Origin of the sequence: Nocardia sp. NPDC058497, from assembly GCF_042720195.1 — a bacterium.
In the GTDB taxonomy this organism is placed as follows: Bacteria; Actinomycetota; Actinomycetes; order Mycobacteriales; family Mycobacteriaceae; genus Nocardia.
Window position 1 is genome coordinate 1 of the sequence record NZ_JBHXMY010000099.1, and the last position, 14,120, is coordinate 14,120.

Annotated in this window: 15 protein-coding genes and 1 pseudogene; 8 read left to right on the top strand and 8 right to left on the bottom strand. The window is 66.6% G+C overall.

Annotated features, from left to right (window positions below; translation table 11 throughout):
• Positions 1 to 292: pseudogene (locus tag ACFWPJ_RS09890) on the bottom strand (hypothetical protein); the annotation flags it as partial.
• Positions 289 to 846, bottom strand: a complete 558-nt coding sequence (locus ACFWPJ_RS09895; protein WP_378849297.1) for a TetR/AcrR family transcriptional regulator — start codon at positions 844 to 846, stop codon at positions 289 to 291. The gene ACFWPJ_RS09895 and the pseudogene ACFWPJ_RS09890, both read right to left, overlap by 4 nt.
• A 118-nt stretch (positions 847 to 964) precedes the next feature.
• Between ACFWPJ_RS09895 and ACFWPJ_RS09900 the strand changes: the two genes are divergently transcribed.
• Positions 965 to 1,306 (top strand): NUDIX domain-containing protein, encoded by a 342-nt coding sequence (locus ACFWPJ_RS09900; protein ID WP_378849298.1) that lies wholly within the window; start codon positions 965 to 967, stop codon positions 1,304 to 1,306.
• Here the strand turns inward: ACFWPJ_RS09900 and ACFWPJ_RS09905 are convergent.
• Both ACFWPJ_RS09905 and ACFWPJ_RS09910 read right to left on the bottom strand, forming a co-directional pair.
• Positions 1,272 to 1,961, bottom strand: coding sequence for a response regulator (locus ACFWPJ_RS09905; RefSeq protein WP_378849300.1), 690 nt, complete (start codon positions 1,959 to 1,961; stop codon positions 1,272 to 1,274). The two genes, ACFWPJ_RS09900 and ACFWPJ_RS09905, sit on opposite strands and share 35 nt — an antisense overlap.
• Positions 1,958 to 3,193: a sensor histidine kinase gene (locus tag ACFWPJ_RS09910; protein WP_378849302.1), complete on the bottom strand. Its 1,236-nt coding sequence runs from the start codon at positions 3,191 to 3,193 to the stop codon at positions 1,958 to 1,960. The genes ACFWPJ_RS09905 and ACFWPJ_RS09910 overlap by 4 nt, the downstream gene beginning before the upstream one ends.
• A gap of 260 nt (positions 3,194 to 3,453) precedes the next feature.
• Between ACFWPJ_RS09910 and ACFWPJ_RS09915 the strand changes: the two genes are divergently transcribed.
• The 3 genes from ACFWPJ_RS09915 (at position 3,454) to ACFWPJ_RS09925 (ending at position 7,180) form a co-directional block, all read left to right on the top strand.
• Positions 3,454 to 4,929 (top strand): MFS transporter, encoded by a 1,476-nt coding sequence (locus tag ACFWPJ_RS09915; protein WP_378849303.1) that lies wholly within the window; start codon positions 3,454 to 3,456, stop codon positions 4,927 to 4,929.
• Positions 4,930 to 4,958: 29 nt separating this feature from the next.
• Positions 4,959 to 6,170: an FAD-dependent monooxygenase gene (locus ACFWPJ_RS09920; protein ID WP_378849305.1), complete on the top strand. Its 1,212-nt coding sequence runs from the start codon at positions 4,959 to 4,961 to the stop codon at positions 6,168 to 6,170.
• Positions 6,171 to 6,451: 281 nt separating this feature from the next.
• The gene (locus ACFWPJ_RS09925) at positions 6,452 to 7,180 is read left to right on the top strand and encodes a CPBP family intramembrane glutamic endopeptidase (RefSeq protein WP_378849307.1); all 729 of its coding nucleotides are present in this window, start codon (positions 6,452 to 6,454) and stop codon (positions 7,178 to 7,180) included.
• A gap of 83 nt (positions 7,181 to 7,263) precedes the next feature.
• Here ACFWPJ_RS09925 and ACFWPJ_RS09930 read toward each other — a convergent pair whose 3' ends face one another.
• Positions 7,264 to 8,202, bottom strand: coding sequence for an NADP-dependent oxidoreductase (locus ACFWPJ_RS09930; protein WP_378849309.1), 939 nt, complete (start codon positions 8,200 to 8,202; stop codon positions 7,264 to 7,266).
• The gene (locus tag ACFWPJ_RS09935) at positions 8,199 to 9,122 is read right to left on the bottom strand and encodes an oxidoreductase (RefSeq protein ID WP_378849310.1); all 924 of its coding nucleotides are present in this window, start codon (positions 9,120 to 9,122) and stop codon (positions 8,199 to 8,201) included. The genes ACFWPJ_RS09930 and ACFWPJ_RS09935 overlap by 4 nt, the downstream gene beginning before the upstream one ends.
• A gap of 62 nt (positions 9,123 to 9,184) precedes the next feature.
• Here ACFWPJ_RS09935 and ACFWPJ_RS09940 point away from each other — a divergent pair, with 62 nt between their 5' ends.
• Together ACFWPJ_RS09940 and ACFWPJ_RS09945 are read left to right on the top strand one after the other, a co-directional pair.
• Positions 9,185 to 9,784 carry a TetR/AcrR family transcriptional regulator gene (locus ACFWPJ_RS09940; RefSeq protein ID WP_378849312.1) on the top strand — a complete coding sequence of 200 codons (600 nt, stop codon included), beginning with the start codon at positions 9,185 to 9,187 and terminating at the stop codon, positions 9,782 to 9,784.
• Positions 9,781 to 10,380: a hypothetical protein gene (locus ACFWPJ_RS09945; RefSeq protein ID WP_378849314.1), complete on the top strand. Its 600-nt coding sequence runs from the start codon at positions 9,781 to 9,783 to the stop codon at positions 10,378 to 10,380. Before ACFWPJ_RS09940 ends, ACFWPJ_RS09945 begins: the two co-directional genes overlap by 4 nt.
• Before the next feature lie 152 nt (positions 10,381 to 10,532).
• Here the strand turns inward: ACFWPJ_RS09945 and ACFWPJ_RS09950 are convergent, their stop codons facing one another.
• On the bottom strand, positions 10,533 to 11,453 hold the full coding sequence (locus ACFWPJ_RS09950) for a MerR family transcriptional regulator (RefSeq protein ID WP_378849316.1): 921 nt from the start codon (positions 11,451 to 11,453) through the stop codon (positions 10,533 to 10,535).
• Between the two features lie 66 nt (positions 11,454 to 11,519).
• Here ACFWPJ_RS09950 and acpM point away from each other — a divergent pair, with 66 nt between their 5' ends.
• A complete protein-coding gene (gene acpM, locus ACFWPJ_RS09955; protein WP_378849317.1) occupies positions 11,520 to 11,825 on the top strand; it encodes a meromycolate extension acyl carrier protein AcpM in 306 nt (101 codons plus the stop codon).
• A gap of 51 nt (positions 11,826 to 11,876) precedes the next feature.
• Here acpM and hutU read toward each other — a convergent pair whose 3' ends face one another.
• Positions 11,877 to 13,556: a urocanate hydratase gene (gene hutU, locus ACFWPJ_RS09960; RefSeq protein ID WP_378849319.1), complete on the bottom strand. Its 1,680-nt coding sequence runs from the start codon at positions 13,554 to 13,556 to the stop codon at positions 11,877 to 11,879.
• A gap of 140 nt (positions 13,557 to 13,696) precedes the next feature.
• On the opposite strand from hutU, the gene ACFWPJ_RS09965 reads away from it, so the two are divergent.
• On the top strand, positions 13,697 to 14,120 hold a 424-nt coding region (locus ACFWPJ_RS09965; RefSeq protein WP_378849320.1), incomplete at its 3' end, for a GntR family transcriptional regulator.

Below are 14,120 nucleotides of genomic sequence, written 5' to 3' on the forward strand. Positions count from 1 at the left end.
CCACCCAGGCCAGCAGGAACGGCTGAATGTGGATCGCGACGAAGCCCAGATGGTGGAGGGCTGTGCGTCCCGGCCGGTGATACCAGCGCTTGGCCGAACCCATCGCATTGACGACGGATCCGCCGAACAAGTCGAACGCCACCACCGCGATTACGGCGACGACCGGCCACGAATGCTGCGCCCGGATGGCCAGTGCCGCGGCACCGGCCGCGCCGCCGATCGCGACGGAGAAACCGAGGGTGACCTCGGCCCTGGTCGCGCCCGGCGCGATCAGCCGATCGGTGAGTGTCATCGCCGGATCCCTTCCACACAGACCTGCAGGACCGGCTCGATCAGATCCGGCAGTGACAACTCCGGGTCCACCAATGTCTGGATCAGACACCCCTCGATGGCCCCGATGATCACCGCCGCATGCCGCCCATCGATCCCGTCGCGCAGCGCGCCCTCTGCGTCGGCCGCACGCAGCAATTCGGTGACAGCCGCACGATATTCGCGATAGATCGCGACCATATCGATGGGCGGTTTCGCGGCCCACACATCCAGTAGGACCCGCGCGTGATCCGGATACTCGGCCAGCATCGCGATGGCGCCACGGACCAACCGCTCCAAACGTTCGAGCGCAGGCCCCTCGTCCATCTCCTCGAGCACCAGCGCCGACCGCCGCGCATAGCTCTCGAACACTCCCGCGAGCAGCGAATCCCGACTCGGAAAGTACAGATAGACACTGCCTTTGGCGATCCCCGCCTCAGCAGCCACATCCTCGATCCGCGCAGCGGCGAAACCCTTACGGGCGAACACAGCAGCCGCGGCGAGCAGGATCTCCTCCTGCCGCGCGGCCCGATCCACAATCTTCGGCATGGATCTATTATGCCTGACTGGTCAGTCATAATAAACCCTGTTCCGTGTTTCGGGTTTCAGGCAATCTGGTAGGGCTGCTCTGCTCGCCGACAGAACGGGAGTCCCGATGCCTCCACCGACCACCCACCCCGAACCGACTGTGCGGCACGCGATTCGCCTGGTGATGCTGGACCAGCACGACCGGCTGCTGCTGTTCTCCAGCATCGACGAAACCGACGGCCACACCGTCTGGTACCCCATCGGCGGCGGCTGCGAAGAAGGCGAAACCGCCCAGCAGACAGCCGCCCGCGAAGCGAGGGAGGAGACCGGCCTCACCGAACTCGTCGTAGGCCCGGAACTGTGGCGCCGCCGGACCTTCGCCACCTGGGGCGGCGTCACCTACGACTGCCGCGAACGCTACTTCCTGGCGGAGTTCACGGCAGGCCGGTGCCGTCGTTGGCGTGGTTGACCAATCCGGTCTGGTGGGCGATGACGACGAGTTGGGCGCGATCACGAGCGTGCAGTTTGTTCATGGCGCGCTGCACGTGAGCGCGGACGGTGAATGGGCTGACGAACAGTTGCTCGGCGATCTCGTTGTTGGACAGTCCTTGTGCGACAAGTATGGTCATTTCGCGTTCTCGCGGGGTGAGTGCGTCGAGTTTCTCGGAGGTGTGCGTGGCCGCGTCGTCGGGTGGGGTTGCGAGGAAGCGGGCGATCAAGGTGCGCGTGGCCGCGGGGGAGAGGAGGGTTTCGCCGTCTGCGATGGTGCGCACGCCGGCGAGCAGTTCCGCTGCGCCGATGCCCTTTCCGATGAAGCCGCTCGCGCCCGCGCGTAGTGCCTGTGCGACATAGTCGTCGGTCTCGTAGGTGGTGAGGATGAGGACTCGGCTGTCGCGCAGGTGTGGGTCCGCGCAGATCTGTGTGGTGGCGGTGATGCCGTCGGTCTCGGGCATCCGGATGTCCATGATGATCACATCGGGGTGCAGTTCACGGGTGAGCCGCACCGCTTGTGCGCCGTCGGCGGCTTCGCCGACCACGCTGATGTCCTCGGCGGTGTCGAGGAGCGTACGGAACGCTTGGCGGAGAAGGGCCTGGTCGTCGGCGAGCAGCACTCGAATTGTCATGGGGGACCACCGTTCTCCGTGTCGCCGGTCGTGTTCGCCGGTGTGAGTGGCAGGTGAGCGGAGACGATGAAGCCACCCGCCGGGCTGTTTTCGGTGAAGAGCTGACCCCCGACCGCCGTGGCGCGTTCTCGCATACCGATGAGCCCGTAGCCCGACGGCCGGTCCGACCCCGTGAAGCTCGGCCTGTTCGATGTCCTCGCTGCCCGCGAGTCGGGTCCGTCGTCGGCGACAGTGATGCTGAGCCGATCGCGGCTCCAGGACAGGCGGATTCGAGCGTGGCTGGTCCCGGCGTGTTTGCCCACGTTGGTCAGGGCCTCCTGGATGACCCGGTAGGCAGTGAGATCCACGCCTGGCGGTAGTGGTTTGGGCGTGCCCTCGTTGTCCGTCGTCACTCGCAGCCCCGCACGGTCAAACGACTCGAGCAGCCGGGGGAGCTGGGACAGGCCGGGTGACGGTTCGGCGGAAGGGTCCGCGTCTCCGGCCTGGCGCAGTAGTCCGACCGTGGCGCGCAGGTCGTCGAGGGCGTTTCTCGTGGTCTCGATGATGTTGTTCAGGTTCGAGCGGGTCTGTTCCGGCTGGGAGTCGAACACGTGCGCGGCAACAACAGCTTGGGCGTTGGCGAGGGTGATCTGGTGTGCGACGACGTCGTGGAGCTCGCGGGCGATGCGCACCCGTTCCTCGGCGACGCTGCGCCGCGCCTCGCTCTCCCGGCTCTCCTCGGCGCGCAGTGCCCGCTCTTCCATGGCAGCCAGGTAGGCTCGCCGGCTCTGGGTCGCGCTGCCGAGCGCTCCGGCGATCAGCGGGAGCACCGCCACCGACAGCAGCCTGCTGCCGTCCTGCCAGGACAGCCCGTCGAGAAGTGGGGTCACCGCGACCAGCAACGTTACGGCGGGAAGCAGGACAGCGATCGTCACCCTCAGCTCGGTGTGCAATGCCAGCGCGTAGGCGGCGATCGCGACGGGGACCACAATCAGCGGGGTCAGCAGCAGGCCCAACGGTGCGACCAGCATCCCGCACATGGTGGTCACGGCGACCGCGATCACGGGCGACCGATGCCGTACGACCAATGCCGCACACGAGATCCCCGCGACGACGAAGGTGGCGATCGGCGGCCATCCGAGGGTGTTGTCGGGGTGAAAGATTCCGCCGGACAGACACAGCAGGAACGCCGTCGCGAGGACGAGCGCCTCACGCCACCGCACCGGTCGTCGTGCCACCTGGTGGGTGGCCATCACCGGATCGGGAAACGCTGCTGGGGCGGCAACACCTCGCCCAAGATACGCGTCGGAGCCGCCCCGCGCCCGCAAGGCGCTCGACCCGGTTCGTACGCACCAGGAGTGCGCGGTCGGCTAGTGCACCAGCACCAGCGGCAATCGGTGACGAGAGACGATGCCCGCCGACGGCGCCACTGGAACGGTTGTAGCCAGAACGTCCCTGCGCGGCGCGAACCCCGCCTAGTCGGGAAATCAAGTCTGGTGAGGAGCCGAAATCAATGCAGCAGAACACAACCGACGGAGCGAGCGTCGGTCTTCACACGAGGTGGAGCCGGCGACTACTCGGCCTGGTAGCGATCCTGGCCCTGGTGAACTTCGTGGTGGACTCGGCGATCGGCGCACCGCTGATAGTCCTGCCCGAGATGCTCGACCATTTCGGCACCGACCAGGCGGCGTGGCTCAACGCCACCGCGATGCTGGCGGGCGTGATGTGGGCCCCGTTGCTCGGTAAGAGTGCCGACATATACGGAAAACGCAGAGTCCTCGTGCTGACCTTGCTGATCAGTTGTGTGGGTGCGCTGATCTGCGCGGTGGCCCCGGCGATGTGGATATTCGTCATCGGACGCATGTTGCAGGGAGCCGCGTTGGCGGCCGTGTTCCTTTCGGTCGCGATCGTGCGAACCGTCTGCACGCCACGACTGGCCATGATCATCGTCGGCATCGTGACCACCGGCACCGCGATCCTCAATGTCGCCTCCCGTTTCCTCGTCGAGAAGCTGGCGACGGAGTTCGGCTTCCAGATCCTGTTCCTCATCTCGGCCGCTGTGGCGGTCGCGATGGCTGTTTGCGTGCGTTTCCTGGTTCCCGAATCGCTCGTGAAGACGCCGGGCCGGCTCGACATCTCGGGTGCGCTGCTGCTGGGCGGCGGTCTGCTCGGTGTGCTCGGCTACATCAGCATGGGTCCCGATCTCGGCTGGTCCGCTATCGGCCCGCTTGCCCTTCTCCTCGGCGGGGTCGTGGCGCTGGTCAGATGGTTCACGGTCTCGCGCCGAAAGGCCGACCCGCTGATCGACGTCGGAAACCTCGGCAAGCCACTGCTTCTCACACTCCTCGTCGTCTTCCTCGGCGCGGGTTCCTACCAGAGCATGCTGCAACTCATCCCGCTCATCAGTGATGTCTCGGCGGACCAGAACTTGGGCTACGGACTCGGCGGTCACGGGTCCGTGGCGCTGCTTCTCGCGGCACCCGCTGTCGGCGTCATGCTCGGGGGTCCGGTGGCCGGCTGGCTGGGTACGCGAATCGGGCCTGCCCGGACCTTGGCCGGGGCCGTCATGCTCGGAACCGTGGCCACCATCGGGATGTTCCTCGGTGCGTCCCAGCCGGCCGCGGCGCTGTGCTTCGCGTTCCTGCTCGGTGTCACGGTCGCGGCGTTGGGCGCGTCGGGCTTCAACATGGCGGGCAACTTGGCGTCGGCACAACGGCAGGGCATCGTGTCCAGCCTGGTCATGGTGATGGTCTCTACGGGGGCCGTGGTGTTCAACTTCGTCGGCGCGGCTGTTCTCGCATCGACCACAGTCATTGCGAACGGCGAGACGGTGAACTCGGCCACCGGTGTATTCAGCTATATCGCGGTTGCCACCGCGGCCTTCGCGATCGCCGCGGTCGTGGTCTTCCTTCTTGTGCGAACCACGCGCCCGCAGCGTCAGATGCCCACGTCGAAACTCGAGCCCCAGGCTGTCGAAACGCACGCGTGACCCTTTCCATCAGACATAGAGGAGTTGACATGAAGTCCAGCGGAACTGTGCTGGTTTCCGGCGCGAGCATCGCGGGTCCCGCGTTGGCGTTCTGGTTGCACAGGTACGGATTCGAGGTGACGGTGGTAGAGAAATCTGCCGGTGTGCGCGGCGGCGGATACCCGATCGACCTGCGTGGCACCGCCGTCGAGGTCGCGCACCGGATGGGCATTCTGCCGCAGCTACAGCGAGCCCATATCGACACGCGGCGGGTGACTTTCCTCGAGGCCGATGGCAGCCGCGCCGCTGTCGTTCATCCGCAGGTGGTGGCCGGGGGAGCCGACGGGCATGACCTCGAGGTCCCTAGGGAGACGCTGACGAACGTCCTGTACGCAGCAGTCCGCGACGACGTGGAGTTCGTCTTCGACGATTCCGTTGACACGCTCACCGAACACAAGCACGGTGTGGACGTCAGCTTCCGCAGCGGCACCCAACGCAGTTTCGATCTTGTTGTCGGCGCTGACGGATTGCACTCACGCACCAGGACTCTCGCCTTCGGCCCCGAACAGAACTACCTGCGCTACCTCGGCTACTGCTTCTCGATCTGCACCATGCCCAATACATTCGGGCTCTCACACGAAGCACTCATCTGGAACACCCCCGGACGAGCGGCCGCGCTGTACGCCGTGGGAAACAACAACGACGTACACGCCCTCCTGACCTTCGCCCACCCCGAACCATCCCACGAAGCCCTCCGCGACAACGAGACTCAGCGTGCACTGATATCCACGCTCTTCGGCGACGACGGTTGGCGGGTGCCTGCCATCGTCGACGCCATGTGCGGTTCCCCAGATCCGTTCTTCGACACGGTTGGTCAGATCCACATGCCGCAATGGTCCACCGGGCGAGTGGCCCTCGTCGGCGACGCCGCCTACGCTCCGTCGTTCCTGACCGGGCAGGGATCGAGCCTCGCCCTCGTCGGCGCCTACATGCTCGCCGAATCCCTGGCCGCACACGACGATCACACCACCGCCTTCACCGCCTACGAACGCGCCAGCCGCCGATTCGTCGAACTCAACCAGTCGCAGATCTCCACCGGCGAAGCGGCACTGTTTCCCACCACGGCCGAAGCCCTGCAAGCCCGCAACCATAAACTCCGCAACCTCACCATGGCACCCCCGGCCACCGGGCGACCGGCCCACACGGCCCTCACCCTGCCCGAGCTCAGACGCATGCCCGAGCTCAGACGCATGGCCTCGTAACCACCGATGGCGATGTGGCGTTTGCGTCCGTTGGTCTTCTTGCCGGCGCCGTAGCCGCGGCTGCTGCCATGCGATACCGCCGCGTACGACATAGAAGATCGCATCCAGAACCACATAGTGGCAATGTAATTCAGGTGGCCCAACTGTGCGGCCGAGGTCAACTGGAGGTCACTATGCCCACGAGGTCGATCGCACCTACGGATCACCAGCCTGGGCGAGCGGGCCGCATCTTGCGGTTTCCGATCGTCTGGACGCTGGTCGGGATAGTCGGTGTCGGCGGGGTGTCGGCGCTGTCCTCGGGTGGGTCGCCGGTGCCGGCGGTCGTGGGTGCGGTTGCCGCGGTTGCCGTCTACTGGGTGGTCATGCGCTACGTCGCGCGGCGAAGCACGCCGGAGATCGCGAAGGCACAAGCCGGGATTTATGCGTTGCTCGGCATCGGGCTCGGCTTCATGTTCATCGCCGGGTCAATGCTCATGGTGATCACCGAGTTCTCGTTCACCTGGGCATCCGGTAGCGCCATGGCGACCGTCGTGAGCATCGCGGCAGTGCAACTCGGTGCGGCGGTGACCGAGGAACTACTCTTCCGCGGCCTGTTGTTGCAAGGGCTGGAACGGCTGTGTGGCAGTTGGGCTGCGCTGGCGATTACCGCGGTGCTGTTCGGTGCCATCCACCTGGCCAACCCCGGCGCCACGCTGTGGACCGGGTTCGCGATCGCCATCGAGGCCGGCGTCCTGTTGGGCGCCAGTTTCCTGTGGCTGCGCAGTATCTGGGTGGCGGTGGGCCTGCACTTCGCCTGGAACACCACCGTCGGGCTGCTCGGCGTCCCGGTCTCGGGTCACGCATCGCCGGGTTTGCTGATCGCCGAACCGACGGGCCCGGAGTTGCTGACTGGCGGCCAGTTCGGCATCGAGGGGTCGATCATTCCCGTCGTCGTGAGCCTGCTGCTCGCCGTGCCTATGCTCATCGCCGCTCACAAGCGCGGCAACCTCGTGCCCATGCGGCGGCGCTGACGGGCGGCATCGGCGCGGTGGTCGGTGCGGCGCTGATGCCGGCGACGTGCCTGCCGCTCGCGGTGCGCAGCCGCATGGTTGGCTCACTCGGTCACAGCAACGAGTTTGCCGCCGCGAGGGAAGTGGTGAAGTTCGAGTTCCGTGAGCGCCGGGATCGCCTCGGCCAGCGGCACCGTTCGGGCGATCGGCACGTGGAGCGTCCCTGATCCAGCGGCTTGTGCGATGGCGTCGAGGTCGACGGTGCTGGGCTGGGCGATCATCAATCGGTACGGCCCAGGCATCGCACTTCGGGCGAACTTCGCCGGGCTCGGATTGATGTCGATCAGCTGTCCGGTGCGCTTGGCGAGCATTCCCGTCGCCGTCATCGGCAACGTGCCCGCGGTGTCGAGGATGAGGTCGAACCGTCCCGCCAAACTTCCGGGGTCGAAGTCGAATCCCACTATCGGGTGGATGCCTAACGCGCGGGCTTCCTTTATTGCTGTGGGGCGGCAGCTACCGGCCACCGACGCCCCTCGTGACAGCGCGAATTGGACCGCGGCCCGGCCGACGCCGCCGAGACAGCCGTGGACGAACACAGCCTGTCCCTCGTTCAGCTGGGCTTCGCGGACTATCGCTTGATAGGCGGTGATGCCGGCTGTCGGGACGGCTGCGGCCTCCTCGAACGAGAGGCTTGCGGGCTTGTGGACCACGCCGCTTTCCTCGACGACGACCGCCTCGGAGAAAGATCCGGCCCCCTCGGGGCTCGTGCCGCCCAGCACCTCGTCGCCGACCCGCAGTCGAGCGACATCTGCGCCAACCGCTTCCACCACACCTGCGAAGTCCGTGCCGAATCCACGGGGGAAGTCCCGGCCGGTCACCATCTCCATCACGCCGCTGCGGATCTTCCAATCCATCGGGTTCGCCGATGCGGCGTGCACGCGCACGAGCACCTCGTGCGGCCCCGGCCGACGGGGCTCGAAGTCGTCCAGCCGCAGCACCTCGGGTCCGCCGTACCGGCGGTATTGGATGCGCTGCACCGTCATGCTCCCGGGACGTCTGTTGCCGGGGCGGGCGTCGGCGATGCCGAGGCGAAGCGCGTGCCGGTGAGGTGTTCGGAGACGCGCCAGAGCCGCACGGCGGCATCCGGATCCTTGGCCACAGGGGATATCTCGCCCACCGTCGCCGGACCGCGAACACCGCCGAAGCGGCTCGGGCCGACGAAACTGCCGCCAGGGATGTCGCCGACCGCCGCCAGCAGGGTGGGAAGCGCACCGGCGTCGGGCCCCTGGGCGAGCATGGGCGTGAAGAGGGCTGACAGGGCGTCGAGAAGCCGGTTGCCGCTGGTAATCCGGAAGCCGGTGGAGGCCCAGCCGGGATGCGCGGTGGTCGCGATGACCGACGAGCCGACCGCGCTCAGGCGGCGTTGTAGTTCGGCGGTGAACAGCAGCACCGACAACTTCGACGCACCGTAGGCGCCGAACGGCTTGTAGGGGCGTTGTGCCCAGTGCATGTCGTCGAAGTCGAGCTGCGCGGAGCGGTACGCGGTCGACGAGGTGGACACGACACGGTCGGTGATCCGGTCGAGCAGCAGGTTCGTCAACGCGAAGGGCGCCAGGTGGTTGACCCCGAACTGGAGTTCGAAATCGTCGGCGGTGTGCTGTAGCGAGTCGGTCATCGTGCCAGCGTTGTTGATGAGCACATCCACTGTGCTGTCGATGCCGTCTGCGAACTGCCGGACCGAGGCCAGCGAGCTGAAGTCGAGCGGACGGACTTCGACCGCGCCACTCATCTCGGCGGCGACTGCACGGCCCTTGTCCTGGTCTCGGACAGCGAGGATGAGCCGTGCGCCCTTGGCGGCAAGGGCAGCCGCCGCAGCACGGCCGATACCGCTGCTGGCGCCGGTGACGATGACGGTGCGGCCGGTCTGATCCGGTATCTGCGAAGGAGAAGCAAGTGTGAGCATGAGGCCAATGTACCCACTGGAAACAATCTAGTCAACGGAAACATCCTTGGTAAACTGCCCGCATGACGCCTGACCGCCCCTACCACCACGGCAACCTGCGCCAGGCCGTACTGGAGCAAGCCACGCCGGTGGTGCGTGACCGAGGAGCCTCGGAGCTGTCGCTGCGCGAGCTGGCCGCCGCCATCGGCGTTTCGCACGCCGCAGTGCGCCGCTACTTTCCTGACCGCCAGCAGCTTCACGACGCACTGGCCGTCGAAGGGTTCGCACTCCTCGGCGCCCGACTGCGGGATGCCGTCGAATCCGCGCCCGACTACCGCGCGCAGATTCACTCGATCGCCCGGGCCTACCTCGACTTCGTGACTTCCGAGGCGAACCTGGCTGAGCTGATGTTCGCCAACAAACACGGCGCAGGTGGCGACGCCGTGAGCACGGCCGCCGAGGCGGCCTTTGCGCCGATGTTGCTGGTGTTCCAACGCGGCCTGGCCGACGACCTGCCGGACACGAGCCCACAGCGGATCGCACTGATCTTCCTTGCCACCCTTCAAGGGCTGGCCGGGCTCGTCAACTGCGGCATGATCACCGCCGGCCAGCTCGGCGGGTTGATCGATGAGGCTGTTGCGCAATTCCCGCAGGGGCGAATCACCCACGGTGATGGTGAATGATGTTGACGCTGTATGAGTATCAGCTGGCGATGCTGGACGCGATGTGTGAGAGCGCTCCGGCCGAAGCTGACGCGTTGCTCCGCTCCCTCGATATCACACGCACAGAGCCGACGATCGCCATGCAGCTATTCCGATCAGAGCCCTGGCGCACTCTCGATGACTATTTGGCCGCGTGGAGAACGCCGGATTCGATGGTCGTCGAGCCGCCCGAGCGGAATCTGGAAATGCGGACAGCGAGGTGGGACCTGACGTTCTGGCCTGGTCTACAGCTCGAGCTGAGCAGTCCGCGCGAGAGCATTCTGTTCAGGCAATTCGTTCGCCGCCCGCAAATCCCGCGCCCACGGTTGGACTCTCCGGCGGATCTGACACCGTGGTCCTGCACCTACAGCGAACTCGTCGACAGCAGCCTCGCCCCGATCGACCACGTCGACGGAATGGGTGGGACGGGGGACGTCGCGGCATTCGCCGCCATTGATCCGGACTCCGGGCAAAACCGGGTCTATTGGGCCTATTTCGACTGGAGCCTGCTCCAATCGGTTGAACCGGCACCCGACTGGTATGTCCGGGAAACCGGAAGTCACACCCGCTCGCGGTAAACGCCGACGTGCCCACCGTCACCGGCCACCGCTGGTGGCTCCCGCCCGACCTCACCGAAACCCCCGACCGCGTGGCCTCGGCCGAATCTGATCGCCCGACTGGCCGACCTCCTGAGCGACGGCCCGCCCGACGGGCCGATCACTCTCGCCACCTAAGGGGCCGGTGCATCGGTGGAGTTGGCCAGTGCGGCGTGTACCCAGTGCAGGGCTCGGCCCACGGTGATCCGATCGCCGACGAGCCGCCCTGTCAGCGCCCAGTAGCGACGAATCCGGCGGTCGGCGTCGGCTGCCTCGATCAGGAGTTGTTCGCGGAAGTGCGGGGAATCGCGTTCACCTCGTGCACCGGCATGCGCGGTGACGAATCGATCGAGTTCGGCGCCACCATGTGGCTGTACGTCTGCCGCGACCAGTGTCACCACATCCACCAAGGCGTCGCCCACGTCGGTGTACAGCCTGTGCCGGTCGTGGATCAGCTCCGGGTGGCTCAACCAGAGATGCTGTCGCACAACACTATTCAGCGCAGAGTCGGCGACGAGAACGGCCAGCTCGGCATACGCGACGACCTCGTCGATGGACGGATCGGCGGGCGGTTCCGGCACATTCCAGCCCACCCAGCGGTCGACCTCGTTGCGGGGGACCGGTGCGAGGATGCGCCGCCAGAACTGCACGAGGCCATCGTGGACCGCGCCGCCGTCCTGGGCGGCGGCCAGCAGGGCGAGCCGCTCGGCCCGCTCTGTCGGGGCGGCCGTCTCGACTGCGCGCAGGGATGCCCGCCGCCATGCCAGCGACCTGAATTCGTTGTCGAGCCGCGCACTTTCGGCGGCGATGGCCTCGTCCATCGACCGCTCGCCATGCAGCACCTCGGTGATCGAGCCGAGCCCGAGACCGAGCGCGCGCAAGCGCCGGATCAGCAGCAGTCGTTCGGTGGCACTGCCGGTGTCGAACATCCGATGCCCGCCCGCGCTGCGGCCGGATTCCAGAATGCCCTCGTCGCAATAGAACCGGATCGTGCGGACCGGGAGGCTGGTCCTGCGCGCCAGCTCCCCGATGCTCACCTGTGTGTCGTCTGTCACAACCTCTTGAACCTCCACCCCGGTGGAGCTTTTAGCGTACTGGCACAACCGAGAACAAGGAGATTAGTGGCTACCACGCAGGAAGAGATCGTCGCGGGGATCGCTGACATCGTCGAGGAGGTGACCGGTATCGATGCCGTCGAGGTGACGATGGAGAAGTCCTTCGTCGAGGATCTGGAAATCGACTCGCTGTCGCTGGTCGAGATCGCCGTGCAGCTCGAGGACAAGTACAACGTCAAGATCCCCGACGAGGATCTGGCGAGCCTCAGAACGGTCGGTGACGCGGTCGTCTACGTGCAGAAGATGGAGGCCGAGCTGCCGCAGCTCGCCGCGGAGATGGAGGCGAAATTCCGGGAAAGCCAACAGAATTGAGCTGGTGACCGTCCGCCGCCCGCACCGAGCGGTATGGGCGGCGGAGGGGGATCAGCTCTCCTGCATGGGGATTCGTACCCCGCGCTCGCGGGCGACATCGGCTGCGTGCTCGTAGCCTGCGTCGACGTGCCGGATGACGCCCATGCCGGGATCGTTGGTGAGGACCCGCTCGAGTTTCTGGGCGGCCAGGGGAGTGCCGTCGGCGATGCAGACCTGGCCCGCGTGGATGGAACGGCCCATGCCGACGCCGCCGCCGTGGTGGATCGAGACCCAGGAGGCGCCGGAGGCGGTGTTGAGCAGGGCGTTGAGCAGGGGCCAGTCGGCGACGGCGTCGGAGCCGTCGGCCATGGCCTCGGTTTCGCGGTAGGGGGAGGCGACCGAGCCGGAGTCGAGGTGGTCGCGGCCGATGGCCAGTGGCGCGGACAGCTCCCCGGAGGCGACCATCTCGTTGAATTTCAGGCCCGCGCGGTGGCGTTCGCCGTAGCCGAGCCAGCAGATGCGGGCGGGCAGGCCTTCGAACTGCACCTTCTCGCCCGCCATGGTGATCCAGCGCTTCAGGTGCTCGTTCTCGGGGAACAGCTCCATGATCGCGCGATCGGTGGCGGCGATGTCCTTCGGATCGCCCGAGAGCGCGGCCCAGCGGAACGGGCCGAGGCCCTCCTCGAACAGCGGGCGGATATAGGCGGGCACGAAGCCGGGGAACGCGAAAGCCCGGTCGTAGCCACCCTTTCGGGCCTCGTCACGAATCGAGTTGCCGTAGTCGAACACCTCGGCGCCCTTGTCCAGGAACCCGACCATCGCCTCGACATGCTTGGCCATCGACGCCTGCGCCTCGGTGGTGAACCACGCCGGATCCTTCTCGGCGAGGGTGTGCCAGTCCTCGAGCGCGACACCGATCGGCAAGTAGCACAGCGGATCATGCGCCGACGTCTGGTCGGTCACGATATCGATCGGCGCGTCCATGGCAAGCAGTTGCGGGAACACTTCGGCGGCATTGCCGACCAGGCCGATCGACAGCGCGCGGCGGTCGTCGCGCGCCGTGATCGCGAGATCCAGCGCCTCCTGCAAGGATTCGGCCTTCGTATCGAGGTAGCCGTGCGCGATCCGCCGATCGATACGCGCCGGATCGCAGTCGACGCACAGCGCGACACCCTCGTTCATCGTCACCGCCAGCGGCTGCGCGCCACCCATGCCGCCCACACCCGCGGTGAGCGTGATGGTGCCTGCCAGCGTGCCGCCGAAACGCTTGCGCGCCACCGCGCCGAAGGTCTCGTAGGTGCCCTGCAGAATGCCCTGGCTGCCGATGTAGATCCACGACCCCGCGGTCATCTGGCCGTACATCATCAGCCCGAGCTGCTCGAGCTTGCGGAAGTCCGCCCAGTTCGCCCAGTCGCCGACCAGATTGGAGTTGGCCAGCAGCACGCGCGGCGCCCACTCGTTGGTGCGGAACACCCCGACCGGCTTGCCCGACTGCACCAGCAGCGTCTCGTCGGCGGCCAGGGTCTCTAGGGTCCGCACGATCGCGTCGAACGCCGCCCAGCTGCGCACGGCACGGCCGGTGCCGCCGTAGACGACCAGGTCGTCGGGACGTTCGGCGACCTCGGGATCGAGGTTGTTCATCAGCATCCGCAGGGCGCCCTCCTGCTGCCAGCCCAGCGTGTGCAGCTGCGATCCGCGCGGGGCGGACACGGGCCGGGGGCCGGAAGGTGGCGGGGTGGCGGCGTCGGTCATCGGTTCACTCCTCGAGAAGACGGCTGTGTCCTGGGTCACTGGAATCCAGACTAGTGGTATAGTCCTGTATATACAAGTGGCTGTCAAGCGTGCTTCGCTGTTCGGGCGCAACGTATTCTCTGGGCAAACTGAGGGAACGGATACCGGTGGTGGCGATCGAAGTGGTCGATGCGGACCTGGCCGCGCTGTACAGCGAACTGGGGACCGAATTCGCGGCGTACGAACGCGTCAAGCAGCTGATCATGGCGCAGATCAAGGGCGGCCGATGGGTCGAGGGTGAGCAGATTCCCTCGGAGAATCAGCTGGTCAACGCGCTCGGCCTGTCACGGATGACGATCAATCGCGCGCTGCGTGATCTCACCGCCGACGGCGCGCTGAACCGGGTGATGGGTGTCGGCACCTTCGTCGCGCCGGCCAAGGCCGCCTCGCCGCTGTTCGAGGTCAGGAATATCGCCGACGAGATCTCCCGGCGCGGGCACCGGCATCGCACCGAGGTGGTGTTCGTGCGCACGGAGGAGGCAGGCGACCGGCATCCGGTGCTCGGAAATGCCATGAGCGGCAGGG

Bases quoted from the DNA above. Each gene is read 5' to 3' on its own strand.
- ACFWPJ_RS09900 (WP_378849298.1), top strand. From the start codon at position 965: ATGCCTCCACCGACCACCCACCCCGAACCGACTGTGCGGCACGCGATT.
- hutU (WP_378849319.1), bottom strand. From the start codon at position 13,556: ATGACCGACGCCGCCACCCCGCCACCTTCCGGCCCCCGGCCCGTGTCC.
- ACFWPJ_RS09935 (WP_378849310.1), bottom strand. From the start codon at position 9,122: ATGCTCACACTTGCTTCTCCTTCGCAGATACCGGATCAGACCGGCCGC.
- ACFWPJ_RS09910 (WP_378849302.1), bottom strand. From the start codon at position 3,193: ATGGCCACCCACCAGGTGGCACGACGACCGGTGCGGTGGCGTGAGGCG.
- ACFWPJ_RS09940 (WP_378849312.1), top strand. From the start codon at position 9,185: ATGACGCCTGACCGCCCCTACCACCACGGCAACCTGCGCCAGGCCGTA.
- ACFWPJ_RS09930 (WP_378849309.1), bottom strand. From the start codon at position 8,202: ATGACGGTGCAGCGCATCCAATACCGCCGGTACGGCGGACCCGAGGTG.
- ACFWPJ_RS09945 (WP_378849314.1), top strand. From the start codon at position 9,781: ATGATGTTGACGCTGTATGAGTATCAGCTGGCGATGCTGGACGCGATG.
- ACFWPJ_RS09905 (WP_378849300.1), bottom strand. From the start codon at position 1,961: ATGACAATTCGAGTGCTGCTCGCCGACGACCAGGCCCTTCTCCGCCAA.
- ACFWPJ_RS09915 (WP_378849303.1), top strand. From the start codon at position 3,454: ATGCAGCAGAACACAACCGACGGAGCGAGCGTCGGTCTTCACACGAGG.
- ACFWPJ_RS09920 (WP_378849305.1), top strand. From the start codon at position 4,959: ATGAAGTCCAGCGGAACTGTGCTGGTTTCCGGCGCGAGCATCGCGGGT.